This window comes from Streptomyces sp. NPDC002623, from assembly GCF_053592635.1.
Genome location: NZ_JBSFWB010000001.1, coordinates 588,224 through 603,297, shown reverse-complemented (window position 1 = coordinate 603,297; position 15,074 = coordinate 588,224). Strand labels below are relative to the sequence as shown.

The 15,074-nt window shown below is 71.2% G+C and carries 15 protein-coding genes; 8 read left to right on the top strand and 7 right to left on the bottom strand.

The features are described from left to right. Positions 1-24: 24 nt before the first annotated feature. Genes ACWD4O_RS02425 through ACWD4O_RS02415 form a run of 3 tightly spaced genes read right to left on the bottom strand, consistent with a single transcriptional unit; the run spans position 25 to position 2,752 of the window. Positions 25-318: a SelT/SelW/SelH family protein gene (locus ACWD4O_RS02425; protein WP_451276613.1), complete on the bottom strand. Its 294-nt coding sequence runs from the start codon at positions 316-318 to the stop codon at positions 25-27. After that, positions 315-1,229, bottom strand: a complete 915-nt coding sequence (locus ACWD4O_RS02420; protein WP_451276611.1) for a HipA family kinase — start codon at positions 1,227-1,229, stop codon at positions 315-317. Before ACWD4O_RS02420 ends, ACWD4O_RS02425 begins: the two co-directional genes overlap by 4 nt. A gap of 20 nt (positions 1,230-1,249) precedes the next feature. Next, on the bottom strand, positions 1,250-2,752 hold the full coding sequence (locus ACWD4O_RS02415) for an IucA/IucC family protein (RefSeq protein WP_451276609.1): 1,503 nt from the start codon (positions 2,750-2,752) through the stop codon (positions 1,250-1,252). 110 nt (positions 2,753-2,862) lie between these two features. Between ACWD4O_RS02415 and ACWD4O_RS02410 the strand changes: the two genes are divergently transcribed. From ACWD4O_RS02410 to ACWD4O_RS02400, 3 genes are all read left to right on the top strand, one after another. Continuing rightward, positions 2,863-4,389, top strand: a complete 1,527-nt coding sequence (locus tag ACWD4O_RS02410; RefSeq protein ID WP_451276607.1) for an IucA/IucC family protein — start codon at positions 2,863-2,865, stop codon at positions 4,387-4,389. A 92-nt stretch (positions 4,390-4,481) separates the two neighbouring features. After that, positions 4,482-5,744 (top strand): VWA domain-containing protein, encoded by a 1,263-nt coding sequence (locus tag ACWD4O_RS02405; RefSeq protein ID WP_451276605.1) that lies wholly within the window; start codon positions 4,482-4,484, stop codon positions 5,742-5,744. After that, entirely contained in the window at positions 5,744-6,574 is an 831-nt protein-coding gene (locus tag ACWD4O_RS02400) for a hypothetical protein (protein WP_451276603.1), read from the top strand. The genes ACWD4O_RS02405 and ACWD4O_RS02400 overlap by 1 nt, the downstream gene beginning before the upstream one ends. Before the next feature lie 132 nt (positions 6,575-6,706). On the opposite strand, the gene ACWD4O_RS02395 is transcribed toward ACWD4O_RS02400, so the two are convergent. Then, complete coding sequence (locus ACWD4O_RS02395; protein WP_451276601.1) at positions 6,707-7,333, bottom strand: winged helix-turn-helix transcriptional regulator; 627 nt, start codon at positions 7,331-7,333, stop codon at positions 6,707-6,709. An 87-nt stretch (positions 7,334-7,420) separates the two neighbouring features. Here ACWD4O_RS02395 and ACWD4O_RS02390 point away from each other — a divergent pair, with 87 nt between their 5' ends. Beyond that, the gene (locus ACWD4O_RS02390) at positions 7,421-8,629 is read left to right on the top strand and encodes a pyridoxal phosphate-dependent aminotransferase (RefSeq protein ID WP_451276599.1); all 1,209 of its coding nucleotides are present in this window, start codon (positions 7,421-7,423) and stop codon (positions 8,627-8,629) included. A 94-nt stretch (positions 8,630-8,723) separates the two neighbouring features. Beyond that, a complete protein-coding gene (locus tag ACWD4O_RS02385; protein WP_451276597.1) occupies positions 8,724-9,332 on the top strand; it encodes a histidine phosphatase family protein in 609 nt (202 codons plus the stop codon). A gap of 31 nt (positions 9,333-9,363) precedes the next feature. Here the strand turns inward: ACWD4O_RS02385 and ACWD4O_RS02380 are convergent, their stop codons facing one another. Then, positions 9,364-10,053 (bottom strand): hypothetical protein, encoded by a 690-nt coding sequence (locus tag ACWD4O_RS02380; protein WP_451276595.1) that lies wholly within the window; start codon positions 10,051-10,053, stop codon positions 9,364-9,366. A 95-nt stretch (positions 10,054-10,148) separates the two neighbouring features. Here ACWD4O_RS02380 and ACWD4O_RS02375 point away from each other — a divergent pair, with 95 nt between their 5' ends. Continuing rightward, the gene (locus ACWD4O_RS02375) at positions 10,149-10,808 is read left to right on the top strand and encodes a hypothetical protein (protein WP_451276593.1); all 660 of its coding nucleotides are present in this window, start codon (positions 10,149-10,151) and stop codon (positions 10,806-10,808) included. A 64-nt stretch (positions 10,809-10,872) separates the two neighbouring features. Then, the gene (locus ACWD4O_RS02370; RefSeq protein ID WP_351905460.1) at positions 10,873-11,295 is read left to right on the top strand and encodes an acyl-CoA thioesterase; all 423 of its coding nucleotides are present in this window, start codon (positions 10,873-10,875) and stop codon (positions 11,293-11,295) included. 168 nt (positions 11,296-11,463) lie between these two features. Here ACWD4O_RS02370 and chvE read toward each other — a convergent pair whose 3' ends face one another. After that, positions 11,464-12,561 (bottom strand): multiple monosaccharide ABC transporter substrate-binding protein, encoded by a 1,098-nt coding sequence (gene chvE, locus ACWD4O_RS02365; protein ID WP_451276590.1) that lies wholly within the window; start codon positions 12,559-12,561, stop codon positions 11,464-11,466. A 544-nt stretch (positions 12,562-13,105) separates the two neighbouring features. Next, positions 13,106-13,501, bottom strand: a complete 396-nt coding sequence (locus ACWD4O_RS02360; protein ID WP_451276588.1) for a winged helix-turn-helix transcriptional regulator — start codon at positions 13,499-13,501, stop codon at positions 13,106-13,108. Between the two features lie 101 nt (positions 13,502-13,602). Between ACWD4O_RS02360 and ACWD4O_RS02355 the strand changes: the two genes are divergently transcribed. After that, complete coding sequence (locus ACWD4O_RS02355) at positions 13,603-15,051, top strand: MFS transporter (RefSeq protein WP_451276586.1); 1,449 nt, start codon at positions 13,603-13,605, stop codon at positions 15,049-15,051. The last annotated feature ends 23 nt before the right edge of the window (positions 15,052-15,074 follow it).

The window sequence follows — 15,074 nt, the reverse complement described above, 5'->3', positions numbered from 1 at the left end:
GGGGCGGGACTCCAGAGCTGAGGCTCAGGGGCTGACGCCGTCCTGCGCAGGCTTGTCCGAGTGGCCCAGGGACTTCCCCGGGGCCACTCGGTCGCGTACGAGCCTCTTCACCGCCGTCGGCTCCGGGAAGCCCTGCTCGCGGCGGTCCCACACCACCTCGTCGTTCACGCGGACGACGAAGACGCCTCCGGTGCCGGGCTTGAGCGACAGCTCGGTCAGCTCGGTCTCGAAGGTGGTGAGCAGCTCCTGCGCCAGCCAGGCCGCGCGGGGCAGCCAACGGCACTGGGTGCAGTACTCGATCTGCACGATCTGGGTCATCCGAGATGCACCGACCAATCCTGTTCCGCCGCCGGTTTGCCGTGCAGGTCGGGGACCTGCTTCAGCCACTTCGGCCGGCCCTGCTGAGTCCTCGCCGCCCTGAGGGCCTCCTCGGCGGCGAGTTCCTCCCGGGTGGGGAAGTCGGTGGGCAGCCAGGCCGCGGAGGCGCTCACGCGCGCGTGGAGGTACTCCACGTACGCCTCTCGGACGACGTCCGGGGCGCCGAGCCCCTCCTCGTCCGTGAGCCACGCGTCCGGCACCTCCGCCACGATCGCGCGCAGCAGCTCCTCGGTCACCCGGGGGGCCAGCTCGGCGTCGGCGGCCCGGACGTCCGGGGCGTAGTGGCCGAGGGCGTGGTGGCGGAAGTCGTACGCCTTCTCGGGGTCGGCGCCGTCCCAGCGGTGGTGGAAGACGAGGGCCGCGCCGTGGTCGATGAGCCACAGCCGCGGGGGCGCGATCCCGAGGGTGGGCCAGATCATCAGGTTGGAGCTGTGGACCGTGCGGTCGACGTTGACGGTCAGCGCGTCGAGCCAGACGATCCGGCCGGCCTCCAGCGGGTCCACGGGGAAGGACTTCGCGATCTCCGGGGTGAAGTCCTGCGCGCCCGGCAGATGGTCCATGCCGAGGTTGAGGCCCGCGCTGGCGCCGTGCAGTTCCCGCACCTCCTGGTGGGGCTCGCCGTCGGCGATCGCCGGGTCGAAGTGCACCAGGACCAGTTCGGGGAAGCGCAGCCCGAGGGCGCGCGCCAGCTCGCCGACGATCACCTCGGCGACCAGCGCCTTGCGGCCCTGCGCGGAGCCGGTGAACTTCACGACGTAGGTGCCCAGGTCGTCGGCCTCGACGACTCCGGGGACGGAGCCGCCGGACCTCAGCGGGTTCACGTATCGAACAGCAGTCACATCGCGCAGCACATCGGCCAGCGTAGTTCAGATCATGTGCCGACCAGCGGGTTCGGCAGCGGCAGGTAGCGGGCGTCGGCGCCGTCCGCGCCCGTCCAGCGCAGCAGCAGGTTGGTCTTGCCGGGCAGGGTGGGCGCGGTGAGCAGGGCGGCGGCCTCGGGAAGGTCGTGGCGGGCCAGTTCGCGGCGTACGGCGGGCCAGGGGTCGAGACCGGGGCGCCGCTCGGCGAGGGCCGCGGCGACTTCCCACAGATGGTTCACGACCAGGCAGTACACCAGCCGCTCCCAGCCGGCCGGCCGCTCCACGTCCGCGAGCAGTTTCACGCCCTCGGCGTCCCGGAACAGGGCCTGCACGGGGGTGCCCTCGGCGTCGACGGCGACCAGGGTGTTCTGCAGATGCGCCTCCAGGACGACGCCGTGGTCGGCGAAGGCCGCCAGCGCCGGCGGGACGACGACGGCCAGGTACGCCTCCCACCAGGCCGCCGGGTCCGGCGCGGCGGCCAGCGGGCTGCCCTCGAAGCCCTCCACGAGGCCCGCGGCGAGCAGCGGGGTCGCACCGGGCAGCAGATGGCCGTCGAGACCGTCGCGAACGAGGACGGCGAGTTCCTCGAAGGCGAAGTCGGCGGTGCGGTAGCCGCGGTCGCTCAGCCAGGCCGCCGGGCCGTCGATCGCCTCGAAGGCGCGGGCCGCCGCCGCGTCGGTGCGGCGCAGTCCCAGCAGGTCGTGCCGCCACAGCCGGCGGATGTCGTTGGTGATGCGGACGTCGAGGCTGAACTTCAGGCACAGGTCCCGCTCGGGCGCGTACAGCGTGCGCACGGCGGCCGTGGGCCAGGCGTCGAAGTCGGTCGTGCCGAGCCGGACCAGACGGCCGTCGGCGAAGGCCCGGGTGAGGTCCACGAGGTCGAGCTGCCAGGGGTGGGCGGGCAGCAGCCGGTAGCCGGGCGGGGCCGCGCCGAGGGCGTCCAGCGCGGAGGTGTCGCCCTCCTCGACGACGCTGTCCTCGCGCACGCCCAGCACGACGAGCGGGAAGCGGGCGTACGCCTCCGGGGCGTAGGGCAGCCAGCCGGCGTGCGGGCCGCCGCCGCGCGCCTTGGGGGCGGGGTGGTGGGGGTGGCCGGTGATCAGGCACTGCTCGGAGCGCAGGTAGGGGTCGGCGGGCGGGGTGGCACGCGCGCGTGCGGTGAGCAGCGCGGCCACCGCGTCCCTGCTGTCGATCATCTCGGCGGGCAGTTCGTGGTTGGACAGTCCGGTGTGCCGGCGCAGTTCCTCGGCAACCAGTTCGACGAGTTCCTCGTGGCCGAGCCGGCACCAGGCGCCCGCCGCCTCCACCTCGGGCTCGGCCGGCCGCCGGGCGCCGCGCACGCGCAGCAGACGGCCGCTGCCGGGCAGCCGGTACACGAGCCGCCCGTCGGCTCCGGGCCGTCGGGGCAGCTCTTCGCCGATCTCGCGGAGCAGGCAGTTGAGCAGCGGCGCGGCCGCGTAGGCGTCGGCCTCGGCGGGGGCCGCGGCTTCGGCGGGCGGGGGGATGAGGTCCACGTGATCCACTGGTTCCCTGGTTCCCTACGGTTCTTCTGAGCGGAGACGATCAGTATCGCCGTCGTCACCGCCCCTCCGTGACGTCGTACCCGTACCCCAGGAGCCCACCCGTGCACCGTCCCTCAAGCGCCGAGTCCGAGCTGGCCGGAGAACTGGCCGCCGTACGCCCCGCTCTCGGTCCCCGGTTCGCGGCCGCGTTGCCGGGGGCCAGGGCAGCCGTGCTGACCCGGCTGTGGCGGGCCCTCGTCCATGAACCGCTGCCCTGGATCGCGCACCGGGCGCAACCCGAGGGCGAGAGCCTGCTCACACTGGGCGACGGCCGCCGTCTGCACGGCCCGCGCGCGGACCCGTACGCGACCGCCGCCTATGTGACGGAGGTTCGGCTGGACGAGGTGGCCTACGACGATCCGGCACGGTTGATGACGGATCTGGCGGTGCCGCACGGCGCGGATCTCGCCGTCGAACTCGGCCACAGCGTCGCCTCGTTGGCGCTGTCGCGGGCCGGGCAGGATCCCCACGACACTTCGCTGAAGGACCCGCGGGATTGGCCGGCGCACGACTGGGAGTGGGAGCAGCGGGTCGTCGACGGGCATCCGTACCACCCCAGCTGCCGTTCGCGGCCCGGCTTCACGGTGGCCGAGCAGTTGGCCTACGGGCCCGAGCACCGGCCGTCGGTGCGGCTGGGTCTGCTGCCGGTGCCGGCCGACGAGTGCCTGGTGTCGGGCGAGTGGCCGGCGCAGCTGCGGGACGGGGCGCGGCTGGTGATCCCGGTGCATCCGTGGCAGGCGGCGCACGTGCTCAAGCGCTCCTGCGAGGAGGGGGCCACGGCGCATCCGCTGATGTCGCTGCGCACGCTGGCCCTCACCGACGGTCCGCATGTCAAGACGGCGTTGAGCACCCGGCTGACGTCCTCGGTGCGGGACATCTCGGTCGGTTCCATCGTCGCGTCCGCGGCCCTGTCGGAGTTCGCGGAGACGTTGACGCCGCACGCCTACGGCCTGCTGCACATGACCCGGACACTGGGCGCGGCGACCGCCGACTCCCCCGATCTGGCCGCCGTGTTGCGCGAGTCGCCCGCCGTCTACGGCGGACCGGGCGAGCGGGTCGTCCCGGTGGCCGCCCTCGCCGGCACCGAACTGCCGGGCTCCCCGGCCTGGTCGGCGCAGTTCGCGCGGCTGGCGCTCACCGTCGGGCTGCGACTGCTGGAGCTGGGCGTGGCGTTGGAGGCGCACGGGCAGAACCTGCTGGTCGTGCTAGCGGCGTCGGGCGCGCCGCTGCGGCTGGTCTACCGCGACCTGGCCGACATCCGCGTCAGCCCGGCCCGGCTGGCCCGGCACGGCATCGCGCTCCCCGACGGCCTGCCCGCCCGGATCCTCACGGACGACGTCACGGCGCTGCGACGCAAGCTGTTCGGCTCCCTGGTGGCGGGCGCGCTCGCCGGGACGGCCGGCAGCCGTACGGCCCTGCGAGCGGCCCTGGAGACGGCCCTGCGGGAGGTCCCGCCCACCCCGGACCTCGGGGCGCTGCGCGAGCAGCCGCTGCCCACCAAGGCGCTGACGCTGATGCGGCTGTCGCCGGGGGCGCCCGGGGACCAGTGGGCGCTGCTGCCCAACCCGTTGGGCGGGGACGCGGGCTGACCTTCGTCAGGTACGCGGGCCGAAACCTTCGTTTCGTACGTGGGCCGGCCTTCGTTTTGTGGCGAGACACCTCTGATCAATAGGATCCGCCGATGATCAGAACACAACGGCTGGCGGCGGGCGTATGCGCTCTGCTCGCCGCGCTGACGGCCGGGATCGCGTTCCCGGCCGGGGCGGTAGCCGACGAGACCACCGCCACCGCGCCCAAGGTCAATTTGGTCCTCGACGTCAGCGGTTCGATGCGGACCAAGGACATGGACGGCGGGACGCGGATGGCCGCGGCCAAGCAGGCGTTCAACGAGGTGCTCGACGCGACCCCGGAGAACGTCCTGCTCGGCATCCGCACCCTGGGGGCCAACTACCCGGGCGACGACCAGAAGACGGGCTGCAAGGACACCGCTCAGCTCTATCCGGTCGGCCCGCTGGACCGGACCGAGGCGAAGACGGCCGTGGCGACGCTGGCGCCGACCGGCTGGACGCCGATCGGTCCCGCCCTGCTGAAGGCCGCCGACGACCTCGAAGGCGGCACCGGCTCCAAGCGGATCGTGCTGATCAGCGACGGCGAGGACACCTGCGCTCCGCTCGACCCGTGCGAGGTGGCCCGTGAGATCGCGGCCAAGGGCATCGGTCTGACCATCGACACCCTCGGCCTGGTGCCCAACGTCAAGATGCGCCAGCAGCTCAGCTGTATCGCCGAGGCGACCGGCGGCACCTACACCTCGGTCGAGCACACCGCCGAACTCACCGACCGCGTCAACCAGTTGGTCGACCGGGCCGCCGACCCCGTGGTGACTCCGGTCGCCACCGAGGGCGCGGCCTCCTGCGCCGCGGCGCCCACGCTGAAGTCCGGTCTGTACACCGACCGCGAGGAGTTCGGCCAGGAGCGCTGGTACAAGGTCGACGTCGAGCCGGGCCAGGAACTGCGGGCCTCGGTCAGCGTGTCGGCGGACCGGGCCATGAACCCCGACTACGGGGTGCTGCTGCGGGCCGTCACCGTGCACGGCCGCGAGATCGTGCGCGGCGAGGCGGCGGGCAACGGCCGTACCGACGTCATCTCGACCGGTCTGCGCTACCCGAAGGCGGAGGGCGACGACGATGACGCTCCCGCCGAGACGGTGTGCGTCCAGGTGACCAACTCCTACTCGGCGGCCGCCGGTGTGAAGACCACGCCTGGCATGCCGCTGGAACTCAACCTCGATGTGGTCGACGGTCCCTCCCAGGCGAGCGATGTGGCCTCCTTCGGCCTCGGCCGCGGCTGGTGGCTGCTCGGCGTCCTGGTGCTGGTCGGCTTCCTCGCGGGTGTGCTGTGGGGCTGGGTGTCGCGCCTGCGGATCGCGGTCTGGAGGACCAACTGATGCGGATCTCACGTGTGTTGAGCGGCGCGCTGCTCGCGCTGGGTCTGGCGGTCGGACCGGGGGCGGTCGCACCGGCCGCGGCCGACTCCACCCCGTCCGCGAGCCCGTCCGGCGACGGCGACGACTCCGCGCCCACCGAGGCGGGCACGTCGTTCCGTACGGCGACCGAGATCGACCAGGGCCAGACGGCCACGGCGAACGGCTCCGCGGGCGACTACCTGTACTGGTCGTTCCCGGCGGACTCGGGCCAGCGCCCCACCGTCAAGGCGACGGTGAAGCTGCCTCAGACCCACACCGCGCAGACCTGGCAGGTCGACGTGTACGACGGTCTGCGGCGCCGTCAGGCCTGCCAGTACGGCGCCCAGACGCGCACCGCCGGAGCGCAGGCCGCCTCCGTCGAACTGGCCTGTGTGCTGCGCACGGTCCGCGCCTGGTCGGAGCCGTGGGCGGACGACCCGCTGCCGGGCACGTACTACGTCCGGCTGACGGTCCTCGACCTGAAGGCGTCCGACCTGGGGCTCCCGGTCGACGCCGAACTGCGGGTGGACTCCAAGGACATCGGGGGCTCCGCGGCCGTCGACGGTTCGCTGGCGCAGCCGCTGGTTCCGGGCATCGCCGTCACGTCGCAGGCGGAGGATTCCGAGGACGACTCGTCGGCCTCGGCCGTGCTGTCGAGCATCGAGCCGGACGACGGCTGGGCGTCCGGCTGGTGGTCCGACCGCTGGGTGTGGACCTCCCTCGGCGCGGTGCTGGCCGCGCTGGCGGGCATCGGCGGCTACACGCTGACGCGCGGCACGGGACGCCCGAGGCACGTACCGCCGGGCGCGTGACGCCACCTCGGCCGACACCTCAGCTGTGCATTGGCTGATATCCCATCAGAAGGCCCACCAGGACACACTGGTGGGCCTTCTGCCATCCGTCCTGCCGTCCCGCCCGTCCTGCCGTCCCGCCGGCACGCCGTCTCAGGCCTCGCGCAGCGCCTTGGCCAGTGCGCCCTCGCCGCTCACGTCGATCCGCCCGGCACGCACCGCGTCGAGGACGCTCAACTTCCCCTGGGCGACGCCCATGCAGGTGTCCACGTCGAGGACCAGCCGCGCGTCGGGCTCGGCGGGCGCGGGTCCGTCGCCGTACACGGGAACGCCTTCCGATCCGACGAGGAGATGGAACTCCCCTTCTTCCAGGCGGACTTCGACGAGCCCTTCGCCCTCCAGCCCACGCAACAGGGGCAGCGCGAACCAGTGCGCCCGGACTGCGTCGGTGGGGCGCCGCTCGCCGAGCTCGGCTTCGCCCCACTTCCCCAGCGCCTGGAGCACCGGCAGCAACTCCCGCCCCCGCGCGGTGAGTTCGTAAACGTAGGCCGCGCCGGGCGGAGGCAGCCGGCGTCGGGTGGCCAGCCCGTCCCGTTCCATGTCCTTCAGCCGCGAGGCGAGCACGTCCGTGCTCACCCCCGGCAGGTCGGCGTGCAGGTCCGTGTAGCGGCGCGGGCCGGCGAGCAGCTCCCGGACGATCAGCAGGGTCCAGCGGTCGCCGACGGTGTCGAGTGCGCGGGCGGCGGAACAGTACTGGTCGTAGCTTCGGCGAGGTGACATGGCACGCAGTCTAGACATGTCGTTGGACTTTCCAAGCTGGAACTTGGTAAAACCAAGCAACACAACGAACGGGAGGGGCGAGCGCGCATGGAGTTCCGGCAGTCGAACAAGCTGAGCGAGGTCTGTTACGAGATCCGCGGCCCGGTGATCGAGCACGCCAACGCGCTGGAGGCGGCGGGCCACAGCGTCCTGCGCCTGAACACCGGCAACCCCGCGGCGTTCGGCTTCGAGGCGCCGGAGGAGATCCTCCAGGACATGATCCGGATGCTTCCGCAGGCGCACGGTTACACGGACTCGCGCGGCATCCTCTCGGCCCGCCGTGCCGTGGCCCAGCGCTACCAGGAGCGGGGCCTGGAGGTGAGCGTGGACGACGTCTTCCTCGGCAACGGCGTGTCGGAGCTGGTGTCGATGGCCGTCCAGGCGCTGATCGAGGACGGCGACGAGATCCTGATCCCGGCCCCGGACTTCCCCCTGTGGACGGCGGTCACCACGCTCGCCGGGGGCAAGGCGGTCCACTACCTGTGCGACGAACAGGCCGACTGGTATCCGGACCTGGCCGACATGGCGTCGAAGATCACGGACCGCACGAAAGCGGTTGTGATCATCAATCCGAACAACCCGACCGGCGCGGTGTACCCCAAGGAGATCGTCGAGGGCATCCTCGATCTCGCCCGCCGGCACGGTCTGATGGTCTTCGCCGACGAGATCTACGACCAGATCCTGTACGACGACGCCGTCCACCACTCGGCCGCCGCGCTCGCCCCCGACCTGGTCGTGCTGACCTTCTGCGGTCTGTCGAAGACATACCGGGTAGCGGGTTTCCGCTCGGGCTGGCTGGTAGTAACCGGTCCCAAGCAACACGCCAAGGACTACCTGGAGGGCCTCACGATGCTGGCCTCCATGCGCCTGTGCGCGAACGCGCCCGCGCAGTACGCCATCCAGGCCGCGCTGGGCGGCCGCCAGTCCATCCACGAGCTGACCGTGCCGGGCGGCAGGCTGTACGACCAGCGCCAGGTGGCCTGGGAGAAGCTCAACGAGATCCCGGGCGTCTCCTGCGTGAAACCCAAGGGCGCGCTCTACGCGTTCCCGCGCATCGACCCCAAGGTGCACCCGATCCACGACGACGAGAAGTTCGTCCTGGACCTGTTGCTGCAGGAGAAGATCCAGGTCGTCCAGGGCACCGGCTTCAACTGGCCCACCCCCGACCACTTCCGCATCCTCACCCTCCCGCACGCGGACGACCTGGAGACCGCGATCGGCCGGATCGGACGGTTCCTCAGCGGGTACCGGCAGTAGTCACCGGCGGTAGCCATCGGTGGTAGCCGTCGGGACTCCCCTGTGGTCACCGCAGCGCAGGAACGGTCGGCTCTCCTGTCGTACGCTGAAAAACGTGGGCGATCTTCTCCTTGTCCGGCACGGTGAGACCGAGTGGTCGCTGTCCGGGCGGCACACCGGCTGGACGGACCTCCCGCTGACCGAGAACGGGCGCAAGGAAGCCGAACAGCTCGCGCCGCTGATCCGGGGGCTCCGGGTCGGCGCCGCGTTCGTCAGTCCGCTGCGGCGGGCGCGGGAGACCGCCGAGCTCATCGGGCTGCGCCGGCCGCGCGTCGAAGACGATCTGCGCGAGTGGGACTACGGCGCGTACGAGGGCGTCACGACCGCCGAGATCCAGCGAACGCGCCCCGGCTGGTTCCTGTTCGACGACGGGGTCGCGCCGGGGCCGCCGGAGCATCCCGGGGAGACGCCCGAGCAGGTCGGGGCGCGGGCCGACCGGATCCTGGCCAGGATCACCACCGACGGCGACACCGACGACGACACCGACGGCGACGTGGTGCTCGTGGCGCACGGGCACGTCCTGCGGGTGCTGACCGCCCGGTACCTCGGGCTGGCTCCCTCGGCGGGGGCCCACTTCCAGCTCGCGACGGGCACGCTGAGCAGGCTGGGCACGGAGCACGGGCGGCCGGTGATCGCCGAGTGGAACGTCGGAGCCGGGGCGTAGCCTCGGGGCCTGATGGGGGCCTGATGGGGGCCTAATCGGGGCTGTGGAGCGGGCGCCCGGCCTTGACGCGGCGCTTCACCTCGCGGAAGTCCCGGATGCCGTCCACGCAGGTGACCCTGCGACCGTCCTCGTCCTCGTCGTCGTACACGCGCAGCAGGTCGCGGTCGAGGTGCTCCAGAAGCCGCGGATCGTCCATCTCGAGCCCGACCGGCTGCTGCGCGATCTCCAGGCGCGGCCGGCCGATCACCGCGGCGGCCGTCAGTGCGCCGCCGACGGTGAAGTGGTGCTCCTCGCCGTAGAAGAGGCCGGTGTGCACATCCCCGCCGATGTACGCGGCGCAGTCGTTGTAGTCGCCGATCAGCCGGTCGGCGCGGAGCTCTCCGTGGACCTCCAGCCAGCCGGCGGTCACCACGTCGCGGGCCCTCATGTCACCCGTGACCAGCAGATACGACTCGGGGTCGTCGTAGTCGGCGTAACCGCCGTCGACCACCAGGTCACCGAGCACGACGAGCAGGTAGGCGCGCTCCTGGTGCAGGTCGAGGTCGCCGTGGACGTGCAGGTCGCCGTCGGCCAGCCAGACGTCGGCCTCGTAGTCCTCGATCTCGTCGAGTCCTACGGTCACATGCTTGATCTTGTGGCTGTCCCGGAACCGGCCGACGGCGGCGAGGACTTCGGACCGGGGGACCTGGCGCTGCTTGAAACTGCGGGCGTTGGCAATCACAGCGGAAAGCTAGCGGAAAGCTGTCCGACGCCTCGGCGATACTGGCTGTTCCGTCGGTCTCCGAGGCCGGGGACAGCACTTGGAGGGGGCCCGCCGTGACCCGACCGCCGACCGCCGCGCAACTGCGGCTGATCGAGGCCGCCGACCCGGTCACGGGCCGCCTGCGGGGTACGGAGGCGCAGCTCACGGCGCTGGTGAAGCGGGGGCTGGCCTTCCGGCACCCCCGCCCGCCGCACGATCACTTCCTGACCCCGGCGGGGCATCGGATGCGGGAGGACGATCCCGCTGCCGAACCTGAGTCCCCGCGGCCTGAATCCCCGCGGACGGAGTCCCCGCGACCGGCGGACACCGGCGGGTTCGCCGCGCGGGTCGGCGGTGAGGAGGCCCCGCCCCCGGCCGGTCCCGCCCGGGTCCGCGAGGTCCACAGCGCCTGGGAGGGGCTGCTGGAGCTGCGCCGGATGACCAACCCGGACGGGAGCCGGGAGCGGCCCTGCGGCTGGGAGCGCACGCATCTCGTGCGGGCCGCCGCCCTGGCCCTGGAGGCGGCCGGACACCCTCCCGCCGGGCCGACGGGCACCGACGGCTACCGGGTGCGCGCGACCCCGCAGCCGGAGGCGGTGGCCGTGCACGGGCCGGACGACGCGACGCTGTCCGCCTGTGCGGCGACACTGGAGAAGGCCGGCTGGCAGGTCGGCGAGCACACCGATCGCCGGAGCAGGAAACGCTATCTGTTGGCTTCCCCGCGCCGCGTGTAGAAGGCATGCGCCGCATGTAGAAGGCATGCCAAGATCGATGCCTCTCGATATGTAAGGGGAAACAGTGAGCGAGCCGTTTTCCGTCCGGGTCACCGTCCGCGGATACGAGACCGACGTGCAGGGACACCTCAACCAGAGCGTGTACATCAATTACGCGGAACACGCTCGCTGGGCGTTACTGCAGGCGGCCGGCATCACCCAGGCGGGGCTGATCGGCAAGGGAGTGGGCCCGGTCGCCCTGGAGACGAACATCCAGTACAAGCGCGAACTCCTCGCCGGGGACGAGGTCGACGTCACCTGCGTCTTCGAGTGGGGCAGCGGGAAGACGTTCCGCATCCAGCAGACCATCCGCAGGGCGGACGGCACCGTCTCCGCCGAACTCACCTCGGTCGGCGGCCTGTTGGACCTGGAGAAGCGCCGGATGGTCGCGAACCCCCAGGGCTACTTCAAGGAACTCGCTACGGATCCCGGCCTGTTCGGACTGTAGTCCTGGACTGTAGTGCTGAACCGCGGTCCTGAACTGCAGTCCTGGCCGGAGCCCCGGGAGACGTACGGCAGACGATCCCGGGGCGACGTCGGCACCCGCTACCGCCTGGACTGCCTCGACAGGGCGGACAGGCACACGGGGCGGACGGGGCGCACGACGGCCGTGCGGCTACTTCAGCTCGTCGGCGGTGTAGTAGCCGCCCGCGACCAGAACATAGTCCAGGTTCTTCTTGTCGACGCTCGTCGGCTGCAGCAGGAAGGCGGGCACGTACTTGGCGCCGTTGTTGTAGGCCCTTCTGCTGTTCACCCTCGGCGTCTTGTCCTTGAATATGGCGTCGACCATATCCGCGGCGACGCCGGCGAGCAGGCGGACGTCCTTGTAGACGGTCTGCGCCTGCTGACCTGCGATGATCGACTTCACCGAGGGCAGTTCGGCGTCCTGACCGGTGATGACCGGGAGGGGCTTGCTGCCGGAGCCGTAGCCGTCCGCCTTGAGCGCGGACAGGACGCCGAGGGAGATGCCGTCGTACGGCGACAGCACCGCGTCGACCGTCCGGTTCCCGTACGACTCGGCGAGGATGTCGTTCATGCGCTTCTCCGCGGTGCCTCCGTCCCAGCGCAGGGTGGTGACGTCATTGAGCCCGGTCTCGCCGGACCGGACGACCAGCTTCTTGCTGTCCAGGTACGGCTGCAGGAGGTGCATCGCGCCGTCGAAGAAGTACTTGGTGTTGTTGTCGTCCGGGGAGCCGGCGAACAGCTCGATGCTGAACGGGCCCTTGCCGTCATCGAGGCCGAGCTCTTCGATGATGTAGTGGGCTTGGAGCCGCCCGACCTGCTCGTTGTCGAAGGAGACGTAGTAGTCGACGTTCTCGGTGCCGAGGATGAGCCGGTCGTAGGAGATCACCGGGATCTTCGCGGCGGCGGCCTGCTTGAGCACGCCGTTCAGCGACTTGTTGTCGATGGCCGCGATGATCAGCGCGTCGACTCCCTGCTCGATCAGCTGCTCGATCTGGGAGACCTGGGTCTTCGGATCGTCCTTGCCGTAGACCAGCTTGGTCTCGTACCCCTTCTGCTTCAGGTCGTCGACGACACTCTTGCCATCGGTGAGCCAGCGCTCAGAGGCCTGGGTCGGCATGGCGATGCCGACGGTGCTTCCGTTGGAGCTGCCTTCGGAGCTGCCCTTGGTGTCCTGCCCGCAGGCGGACAACGTGAGGGCTAGGGAGACGGCTCCGGCCAGCGTGGCGAGGGCGGCTCTTCGGTTGCGCATAGTCAACGGTCCTTGTTTCTTCTCGTCGTTGAGAGGATGAGGGCATATCGGATGTCGCTCGGAGGCGCGGTGGAGCGAGCCGGGCGGTCGGCACGGACCGGCTCCGGGGAGAGCGGTGCGCCGCGGCGGATCAGCCCGGCGACCGTATGGATCCGCACATGGCCCGCCGAGGTCGTCGGGGGTCTGGGTGCGCATCTTCACAAGGGCGGCGAACAACCGGACGGCGGCCCTCGATCACCGGTCAGTGCGTGGGTGTGGCGCGGCATCCGGGTCTCGCCGACACGCGTGACCCTGTTGCCGGTGTGCACCTGTACGTACGTCAGGGTGCGCCACCGCGTTCGGCCCACGGGCGTGCTGATTCCAGTGATGCGCAGGGCGCTCGCCTTTCAAGCGTTCGAAATGTCGTCACATGTTCGGAAGCTTGCGGAACACTAGGGGCGCGTACGCGAGGTGTCAACGGGGTGAACAGGAACGGTTACAGAAAGGCGTGACGACGATCGACGAGTCGCTGCGGCCCGGTCGGGTCAGGTCAGGTCAGGTCAGATCAGGCCGACTCCTGCTCCCGCTCGGTGTCGTACGTCGCGCGCGCCTCGGCGATGTAGACCCTGTTGCGCTCCGCCCAGTCGGTGAGGCGCTGCAGGGTCTCGTGCAACTCACGGGCCACCGGGGTGAGTTCGTACTCCACCTTGGGCGGCACCGTCGGATGCACGGTGCGGGTGACGAGTCCGTCGCGCTCCAGGTTGCGCAGCGTCAGGGTCAGCATGCGGCGGCTGATGCCCTCGATGCTGCGCTCCAGTTCGGTGAACCGGATGGGTCCGTGCGCGGCGGCGACGAGGATCTGCACGCTCCATTTCCCGGAGACCCTGTCAAGAACCTCGCGGACGGGGCAGGCGTGCGCGTTCACGACCTGCGAGGTAACACCCGTGTTCCTCTGCGACATCGAAGTGCCTCCTTACACCGCTCTCCATGGTTATCCACGATGGTCTCCGTTACAAGTCGTGCACCAAGGGTTGCCCTGGAGATTGTGGAGGCCACACCGCCATGACGGTCATCGCCGATTCCTCGACGCGGACACCGCGACGAACGTACTCCCGCTGGGCGGCCCTCGTCGTCCTGTGCGCGGGAACCCTGATGACGATCCTGGACGGCAACATCGTCACGGTGGCGATGCCGGCCATCCAGAGCGACCTCGGGTTCAGCGGCCCGGGTCTGGCCTGGGTCGTCAACGCCTATCTGATCCCCTTCGGCGGCCTGCTCCTGCTGGTCGGCCGGCTCGGCGACCTGGTGGGCCGCAAGCGGATGTTCACGGCGGGCCTCGCGGTGTTCACCGCGGCGTCGGTGCTGTGCGGGGTGGCCACCGGCCAGGAGGTCCTCATCGCGGCGCGGGCCGTGCAGGGCGTCGGCGGGGCGATGACCTCGGCGGTGGTCCTGGGCATGCTGGTGACGCTGTTTCCCGAGCCGCGTGAACAGGCCCGCGCCATCGCGGTGTTCAGCGCGGTCGGCGCGGCGGGCGGCGCGCTCGGCACGTTCCTCGGCGGGGCGCTGACCCAACTCCTCGACTGGCACTGGATCTTCCTCATCAACCTGCCGATCGGCGTGGCGGCCTGGTTCGCGGCCGTCCGCGTCCTCGCCCCCGAGAACGGCGCCGGGCTCGGCAGGGGCGCCGACTACCCGGGGGCCGCCCTGGTCACGAGCGCGCTCATGCTGACCGTGTACGTCATCGTCGGCGCGGGCGAACGCGACGGCACGACGACCGCGCTGCTCGCCCTGCTCGCCGCCGCGCTGTTCACGGGGTTCGTCCTCCGCCAGGCGAGGACCGCGCGCCCGCTGCTGCGGCTGCGGCTGTTCGGCTCCCGGCTGCTCAGCGGGGCCAACGCCGTCCAGGTCCTGATGATCGCGACGATGTTCGGCTTCCAGTTCATCGGCGCGCTGTATGTGCAACGCGTCCTCGGGTACAGCGAGTTGGCGACCGGTACGGCGTTCCTGCCGGCGCCGGTCGCGATCGGTCTGCTGATGCTGTTCCTGTCCGCGCGGACCATCGGCCACTTCGGCCCGTACCGCGTCCTGCTGGCCGGTCTGGTCCTGATCGCCGCCGGAATGGCACTGCTGAGCCGCGCACCGGCGGACGGCTCGTACGCCGCGGACTTCCTGCCGCCGATGCTCCTGATGTCCGCCGGCTTCGCCGCCGCGATGCCCGCACTGACCGGGCTCGCCATGTCGGCGGCACGGGAGGAGGACGGCGGCCTGGCCTCCGGGCTCTTCAACACCACGCAGGTGGTGGGCGGTTCGCTCGGTCTCGCGGTCCTGTCGACGCTGGCCGCGAGCCGCACCGACGAACTCCTCGGCAAGGGGGTGGAGTTGGTCCCCGCCACGGCGGAGGGCTACCAGCTGGCGTTCCGGGTGGCCGCGTCGATCGCGGTGGCGGCGCTGATGCTCGCGGCGGTGGCACTGCGTACGAGGCGGCCGAGGCAGCCGCGTCGGCAGCACTGAGCGCGCAGGAGAAAAGCCGCTGC

Bases quoted from the DNA above. Each gene is read 5' to 3' on its own strand.
- ACWD4O_RS02355 (WP_451276586.1), top strand. From the start codon at position 13,603: ATGACGGTCATCGCCGATTCCTCGACGCGGACACCGCGACGAACGTAC.
- ACWD4O_RS02395 (WP_451276601.1), bottom strand. From the start codon at position 7,333: ATGTCACCTCGCCGAAGCTACGACCAGTACTGTTCCGCCGCCCGCGCA.
- ACWD4O_RS02400 (WP_451276603.1), top strand. From the start codon at position 5,744: ATGCGGATCTCACGTGTGTTGAGCGGCGCGCTGCTCGCGCTGGGTCTG.
- ACWD4O_RS02360 (WP_451276588.1), bottom strand. From the start codon at position 13,501: ATGTCGCAGAGGAACACGGGTGTTACCTCGCAGGTCGTGAACGCGCAC.
- ACWD4O_RS02390 (WP_451276599.1), top strand. From the start codon at position 7,421: ATGGAGTTCCGGCAGTCGAACAAGCTGAGCGAGGTCTGTTACGAGATC.
- chvE (WP_451276590.1), bottom strand. From the start codon at position 12,561: ATGCGCAACCGAAGAGCCGCCCTCGCCACGCTGGCCGGAGCCGTCTCC.
- ACWD4O_RS02405 (WP_451276605.1), top strand. From the start codon at position 4,482: ATGATCAGAACACAACGGCTGGCGGCGGGCGTATGCGCTCTGCTCGCC.
- ACWD4O_RS02425 (WP_451276613.1), bottom strand. From the start codon at position 318: ATGACCCAGATCGTGCAGATCGAGTACTGCACCCAGTGCCGTTGGCTG.